Origin of the sequence: Arthrobacter sp. H41 (assembly GCF_000520535.1) — a bacterium.
In the GTDB taxonomy this organism is placed as follows: Bacteria; Actinomycetota; Actinomycetes; order Actinomycetales; family Micrococcaceae; genus Arthrobacter_D.
Genome location: NZ_AZRZ01000462.1, coordinates 1 through 6,754, shown reverse-complemented (window position 1 = coordinate 6,754; position 6,754 = coordinate 1). Strand labels below are relative to the sequence as shown.

The following is a 6,754-nucleotide window of genomic DNA, read 5'->3' as shown; positions in this document are numbered from 1 at the left end:
ACTCCGGCAGATCGGTGGATCAAGGCTTAGGCCCCGATGCAGGGCGTGGACGGCGGCCTCGGAGGAAACACCCGGCGGCAGCCCCAGAATGAGGTGTTCCTCACCGCGGGCCAGCAGCCGGCTCACTGTCGGCACCACGTCCAGCCGGCCTATCGGCAATGTTGCTGGCCGGTCACCGATCGAGCGGGGTTATGTCTAACCACCGCTGGAGGACAGCAGTCCCTTGCTGTGATTGTTCGAGGTTGCGGTGGATAGTGAGGCCGTGATGCCCGACCAATTCGACAAAGCGCTGAAACCTGAACTGAGACCACGATCTGAATGGACGACGGTCCCTGAAGGACGATGTGCCCGCACCGCGTTCTCCAGCGCGATGACGGCCAGAGAGAATTGCATCCGCGAGCCCACCGAGTACCCGACGGTCCTCCCGGAATAGACGTCCTTCACCGGGCAGAGGTAGACGCATGATTGATGCAGGCGTGTACAATTCGGCCATGTACAGTGCAGCCCTGCAGTTCCGCTTTGTGGTGATCTTCGCACTCCTCATCGCCGGCATCGCCCTCGTTGCCGGGTGCACCGGCCCCGTTCCCTTGATGATCGTGATCATCAAGGGAACGCCCGCCACCCTGTTGAATGAGTCGAGCGAGACCACCAAAGCCCAGACCAGCACGCATCTCGAGCTTTCGGTCGAGGGCGAAATCGCGGGACTGCCGGTCGAGTTCATCGAGGGCGATCTCACACAGACTCCCGCAGTCGCTGCCGAGGGCACACTCGACATGACATATCTTGACCAGCAGCTCAAAGGGGTTGAGTTCGTGGTCTCCGACGGCAACCTGTGGGCCGCCATCACGTCGGGAGGCAGCCTGACCAACTTCGGGCCGGCATCCAACCTCTACGACGTCGCGACGATCCTGGACCCTGACGTGGGGCTGGCCAACGTGCTCGCCAACTTCTCCGATCCCAACATCGACGGACAGGAGACCGTCGAAGGCGTGGACACTGTACGCATCACCGGCAACGTCGCCGCGGACGCGGTCAACAACATCTCCCCGCAGATCGGGGCGACAGACCCTGTGCCTGGCACGGTGTGGATCTCTGAGGACGGCAACCGTGAGCTGATGCAGGTCCGGTTGGAGCCCAGCCCCGGTAACAGTGTCACCATGATCCTGTCCGAGTGGGGCGAACCGGTCACCGTCGAGAATCCGGCAGGGTGATTCAGGGCCGGCCCCCGGCAGCCGGGCGGGTGCCGACCAATCGCCGCATCGCGATCAGCGCGGCCAGTCTCGCAGTGGCGCTGGGCGCGCTCGACACCTACGTCGTTGTCACGATCATGACCGACATCATGCGCGACGTCGGCATCGGAGTGAATCAGCTCCAGCGGGTCACTCCCATCATCACCGGCTACCTGCTCGGCTACATCGCGGCGATGCCGCTCCTGGGTCGGGCGTCGGACCAGTTCGGACGGAAGATGCTCATCCAGGTCAGTTTAGCCGGCTTCGCGCTCGGATCGGTAGTCACGGCACTGTCGGCCGATCTCACCGTGTTGGTCCTCGGCCGTACTCTCCAGGGTGCCGCCAGCGGCGCCCTGCTGCCGGTGACGATGGCCTTGGCCGCAGAACTGTGGGCTGCGCGCAACCGCGCAACCGTGCTGGGCGGTGTCGGCGCCGTACAGGAACTGGGCAGCGTGCTCGGCCCGCTGTACGGCATCGCTTTGGTCGGGCTGTTCCAGCATTGGCAGGCCGTTTTCTGGGTCAACGTGCCGCTTGCGGTGATCGCGATGGTGATGATCCACTTCAGCCTGCCGGACCGGCAGGAAACCGATGACACCCAGAAGGTTGACGTGCTCGGCGGTCTGCTGCTGGCCATCGCCCTGGGCCTGATCGTAATCGGGCTCTACAACCCCAAGCCCGACGGCAAGCTGGTGTTGCCCAGCTGGGGGATGCCGATGCTGATCGCGGCCGCCGTGGCGACCATCGCATTCTTCGTCTGGGAGAGGTTCGCCCGCACCCGCTTGTGGGAATTCGCGCNGAGAGGTTCGCCCGCACCCGCCTGCTCGAACCGGCAGGAGTGCACGTCAGGCCGTTCCTGGCGGCACTTGGCGCGTCGATGACCGCCGGCGCAGCGCTCATGGTGACGCTGGTCAACGTCGAGCTGTTCGGTCAGGGCGTCCTGGGTCAAGACCAAAACCAGGCTGCTCTCCTGCTGCTGCGCTTCCTCGTCGCGCTCCCGATCGGGGCGCTACTCGGCGGATGGCTGGCCACACGTATCGGCGACCGGATCGTCGCGTTCACCGGCCTGCTCCTCGCCGCGGTGGGCTATCTGCTGATCTCGAAATGGTCCGTCGATGTGCTGACGGCACAACACGATCTCGGACTATTCACCCTGCCGACACTGTACACCGACCTCGCGATCGCCGGCCTGGGTCTCGGCCTGGTAATCGGTCCGCTGACGTCCGCCACGCTTCGCGTGGTTCCCGCCGCCCAGCACGGGATCGGATCGGCCGCGATCGTGGTCGCCCGCATGATCGGCATGCTGCTCGGCATCGCGGCGCTGAGCGCATGGGGCCTCTACCGGTTCAACCAGCATCTGACCAGGCTGCCCGCCAGCACGGGCGGCACACTCGAGGAACGGTTGTTGGCCGAGGTACGTCCTGCAGTACGGAGAAATATTCTCGATCACCGCGATTGTGTGTGTGGTAGGCGCGGCGCTGGGTCTACTGATCAGCGCGCGCAATGAGTATGCCGAGGAGCCGGAGCGAGACACTGCGGGGGACCCGCAGTAACGATCGGGCCTGTGTCAGACACCCATCCACACTATGACGGCAGCAACATCTCCGAAGATAGCCCAAGAATAGATAGCTTCCGGGGCCTGTTGCCTCATGTCAATACCTCCGGGAACCTTGATACGTTGCCTCATCCGAAAACCTCCGTTTAGCTCGTACGGCTGATGGCTTGGCCGGTGTTGCTCAGGGCGGGCTTGGTCCTGGGCGCCTGCTTTGCGGTGGTGAGGGTTTCCAGTTGGGCGGTGAGCGCGTTGATCTGCCGGGACAGGGCCAGCGGCTTGGTGTGTTTGAAGGCCGCGTTCATCGTGATGACCGGCCGCTTACGGATCTCCGGGCGGGTGATGGCGCGCTGGTGCGGGGTCTGGGCGGTGTCGTGTTTCTTGATGACTCTGGCGCCGGCGCGTTCCTTAGAGACAAGCTTCTGCTGGGGCATCAGATAGTTCGTGAATACCGCGTCCAGCTCCCAGATCTCATTGAGCTTCGCCAGCTCAGTAGCTGTGTCGTACCGGTAATTGCCGACGAGTTCGCGGACCCTGGACCAGTTCTTCTGCTCCACGTAACAGCCGTCGTTCTTGTTGCCCGACCGGGACCGGGTAAAGGTAATTTCGTGTTCATCGCAGTAGGCCAGCAGGTGATGGTTGATGAACTCCGAACCGTTATCCGAATCGATCCGCAGGACAGGAAACGGGAACCGGGCCAACACCGAATCCAGGGCAGTGATGACCCATTTGCGTGCCTTGTTCGGGACGCTACGATTCACGGTCCAGCCGGTAGCAACATCGGTATCTGTCAAGGTGAAACAGAACTTTCCGGAGCTGTTCCCGCCCTCGTGACCGACCAGGTCGATCTCTACGAAATCGGGCTTCACCCCATCCCAGTCCGCCCAGGTGTGCACCGGGATCTGACCCTTGAGCAGGGACCCCGGTCTGGTATGGGACTTACCCCGCAAAATTAGCCTCGCCCGATCCGTCGCGAGCCGGCGATCAATGGTGGCCGCACTCATCCCGGTCAGCAGCGCGGCCTGCGCATCAGTCAGATCGAAGGCCTTCTCCGCCCGCAGCAACGCCACCAGCACCGGAAGGAACGGAGCCAGACGTTTACCGGCCGGAGCCCGCACCGCTGTCCAGCAGATCCGCAACGCAGCCATCACTGCCGCATCATCGTACTTACCGGCCCGCGGCGCACGGGCGCGGACGACCTTCAGCGTAAGCGCCTCACGCAGGGCCGTCCGCGCGTAATCCCGGTGCCACCCCGTCAAACCGGTGAGCTCATCAAGGATCCGGGTCTTGCGATGACGCCCAGCACCCGAGTACTCCCTGGCCAACTTCCTCCTTACCGCCCCGCGCTCACTCATCGACAGCTCCATCCATCAGGCGTACCCGAACCCCGCGCCCAAAGCACCACCCTTAGCCGGAGGATTCCCAATGAGGCAACGTATCCGGCTACGCGGAGGTATTAGATGAGTCAACTCGCGGGGTTGTGTTTTTGCCTTAGGCTCATACACTGTGGTATAGGACCCTCCTCATCCATTCTTGGGGTGGTGTGCTTGGAAGTACTGGTGTCCCCTTCCTTGGAGTCACCATCACCCGCGTGCGTATGAGGAGGATTCTCCAATGATCAAGACACTCCGCTTTATGGCAGTACCCACCCTCGCTATGGGCGTACTTGCCCTTTCTGGATCGCCGGCCATGGCCGCTGACCAGTCCTACCAGTCCACCCTGGGCCAGCTCAACGGCAGCTCCGGCTCGGCCACCATAGAAGTTCACGTCACGGGCAATGAGGCTCAAGTACTGCTGAACGTTTCGGATATGCCCGCGACATTCATGGATATGCCCTACCCGCACGTCCAGCACATCCACGGCGGAGCGCAGGGTACCTGTCCGGATCCCTCTGCTGACAAGGACGGCGACCAGGTCATCTCCACCACCGAAGGGGCTCCGTTCTACGGCGGAGTCCTCACCACCCTCTCCACCAGCGGTGACACCAGCCCCGCAGCTGCCGCTGACATCAACCTCGCCGGTAAGGGCGCCGCTTACACGATTGACCGGACGTTCGAACTAAATGCTGAGACCAAGGCAGCCCTCGAAGCCGGCACTGCCGTCGTCGTCGTCCATGGCCTCGACCCGGCGACCCTCAGTCCGGCCGGCGCGGCAGCCAAGTCCGACCTCGCCCCCGAACTGCCCCTGGCAGCAACCTCACCGGCGCTGTGCGGCACCCTGGCGGCCGGACAAGTGGAGATGCCCGTTGGTGGCGCTGACACCGGCGTCGCCCAGGAAACCGGAACCGGCACCAGAGCATTCGCCATCGGTGGCGGGCTGGCCCTCATCGCTCTGACCGGCGGCGCTTACGTTGTCCGTCGCCGCACCGCAGAATCAGCCGGCTAAACACCGCTGACCAGTCAAACGCTGGTACACAGGAAGCCCGGCCGCCGTGGAGGCCCGCAGGCCACACCGGCGGCCGGGCATCTGCTAGCCCTAGCCGTGACCGGCTGCGGAACCGGCACATAACAGGCACCGCTCCTGCTCCTCGCTAATGAAACCGACCGGACCCACACACCGTTTATCGGACAGTCCCTCGCATGAAGCATGGGTTCGTATGCGACCTTGCAGGAGTGCGCGTGCTGGATGACCGCGTTCTGTGGGGCGGCGTCTTCGGCGGCGTATTTCAGACAGGGCTCGACCTCAGCCCCCAAGGCATGCTCACCTCGGCCGCGGGATGCGGAGCAGCGACCCGCAAGTTCATCGGCGTTTCGGACGGCTCGATAGTCTTCCCTATCGGCGACGCAACCGGGTCATTCGCCTGCTCGACTCGCATCGAGGTCAAGAACGGCGCGCAAGTCCACCGCCAAATTTTCCAGGCGACTGACGGTCACGCGGTCCCGGACGCCGCAATCAGCCCGGATGGCCTGCTCATCGCCTACGGGATCTCAGACGGCCAGGTGCGGGTATTCACGACCGGCCGCCTAGTCCCAATGTACTTCGCGCAAGTGCTGCCGGATCAGGTGCGCTCGATCGCCTTCTCGGCGGACGGTAGGTCCCTGATCGTAGCCGGCCTCAGCGGCGAAGTTACATCGTTGGCCCTTCCCTACCTGACCGCGGCGGCCGCCGAGAAATCACTCGTTGACGACGGAGTAAGCCGCTTGCAGAACGCGATTGACTGGGGCATATACGCACCGACGACGGACACCTCGGAGAGGAAGTAGCAGTATACGTCTCTAGCCGGTTTAGGTGTCGCGTTCCTCGTTGGGCGCGGAGCAAATCACGGACACATCATGGTCGCCGAAACTGTTGACCGAACTCGGAGGGAACTGCAGGAGTGGCTGATACACACGTCGATCGAGTGGTATTCACCGTACGTATCGCTGGCCCGGATCGGGCTCCCGATTGGCTATGACGGAAACCGAGTGCCTTAGCCGCACCGCTCCCGAAAACAGCCGGTGAGCTAAGGACGCTCATACCGAGATTCCGCTCAACCCTGGAAGGGACGATGCCGACCCTTTCGCCTTAGATCCACCCAAAAAAACTGCCCATCGATAGATCATCTTGCGAGCAACTATAAGCCGTCTGGATGGAACCCTTAGCCTGAATCCACCGGTCGGCGTGGGCGGACGGCCGTGATTCGTGTTGGGCGGTTTTGTGGGCTGTGGGGCGGTTTTGTGGGTTGAGGGCATGTTGGGGTGCCGGGCCTCGCTGCCTGTCGGTGTTCCACTGGTGGTCCTGGTTGCGCCGTGTGGCTGGGTTGACGGGGCTTAGGCGGGTTGCGGCGGCGGGTAGAGGTGGTCGAACAGGGCTTGCCAGGGTGTCTGCCAGGGCCAGGCTTCGGGGAGGTGAAGACGGATGCGTCGTGCGCTAGTGGCCAACCTAGCCGGGACGTGAATGAGTTTGCGGCGGATCGTGCCGGTCCTGGCCTTGCCGAAGGGGCCCGCGGCGAGGAGCCCGGCGGCGCGGGTGAGGTTGTAGGCCATCACCGCGGCGA

At 63.5% G+C, this 6,754-nt stretch carries 8 protein-coding genes; 5 read left to right on the top strand and 3 right to left on the bottom strand.

The genetic code is table 11. The features are described from left to right. Window positions 1-195 precede the first annotated feature (195 nt). Window positions 196-444: a transposase family protein gene (locus Y705_RS20865; protein ID WP_162149017.1), complete on the bottom strand. Its 249-nt coding sequence runs from the start codon at window positions 442-444 to the stop codon at window positions 196-198. A gap of 17 nt (window positions 445-461) precedes the next feature. Between Y705_RS20865 and Y705_RS0101360 the strand changes: the two genes are divergently transcribed. The 3 genes from Y705_RS0101360 (at window position 462) to Y705_RS23355 (ending at window position 2,733) form a co-directional block, all read left to right on the top strand. Further along, window positions 462-1,211 carry an LppX_LprAFG lipoprotein gene (locus tag Y705_RS0101360; RefSeq protein WP_216698699.1) on the top strand — a complete coding sequence of 250 codons (750 nt, stop codon included), beginning with the start codon at window positions 462-464 and terminating at the stop codon, window positions 1,209-1,211. Further along, complete coding sequence (locus Y705_RS23360; RefSeq protein ID WP_444826147.1) at window positions 1,172-2,107, top strand: MFS transporter; 936 nt, start codon at window positions 1,172-1,174, stop codon at window positions 2,105-2,107. The genes Y705_RS0101360 and Y705_RS23360 overlap by 40 nt, the downstream gene beginning before the upstream one ends. Beyond that, window positions 2,104-2,733: an MFS transporter gene (locus Y705_RS23355; RefSeq protein WP_275450787.1), complete on the top strand. Its 630-nt coding sequence runs from the start codon at window positions 2,104-2,106 to the stop codon at window positions 2,731-2,733. The genes Y705_RS23360 and Y705_RS23355 overlap by 4 nt, the downstream gene beginning before the upstream one ends. Before the next feature lie 194 nt (window positions 2,734-2,927). On the opposite strand, the gene Y705_RS0101350 is transcribed toward Y705_RS23355, so the two are convergent. Continuing rightward, window positions 2,928-4,133: an integrase catalytic domain-containing protein gene (locus tag Y705_RS0101350; RefSeq protein WP_026531567.1), complete on the bottom strand. Its 1,206-nt coding sequence runs from the start codon at window positions 4,131-4,133 to the stop codon at window positions 2,928-2,930. A 259-nt stretch (window positions 4,134-4,392) separates the two neighbouring features. Here Y705_RS0101350 and Y705_RS0101345 point away from each other — a divergent pair, with 259 nt between their 5' ends. Both Y705_RS0101345 and Y705_RS0101340 read left to right on the top strand, forming a co-directional pair. Continuing rightward, on the top strand, window positions 4,393-5,163 hold the full coding sequence (locus Y705_RS0101345) for a hypothetical protein (protein WP_026531566.1): 771 nt from the start codon (window positions 4,393-4,395) through the stop codon (window positions 5,161-5,163). Window positions 5,164-5,396: 233 nt separating this feature from the next. Next, window positions 5,397-5,981 (top strand): WD40 repeat domain-containing protein, encoded by a 585-nt coding sequence (locus Y705_RS0101340; protein WP_026531565.1) that lies wholly within the window; start codon window positions 5,397-5,399, stop codon window positions 5,979-5,981. Window positions 5,982-6,527: 546 nt separating this feature from the next. On the opposite strand, the gene Y705_RS16445 is transcribed toward Y705_RS0101340, so the two are convergent. Then, a partial coding sequence (locus tag Y705_RS16445) for a transposase (protein WP_173401032.1) occupies window positions 6,528-6,754 on the bottom strand: 227 nt, incomplete at its 5' end.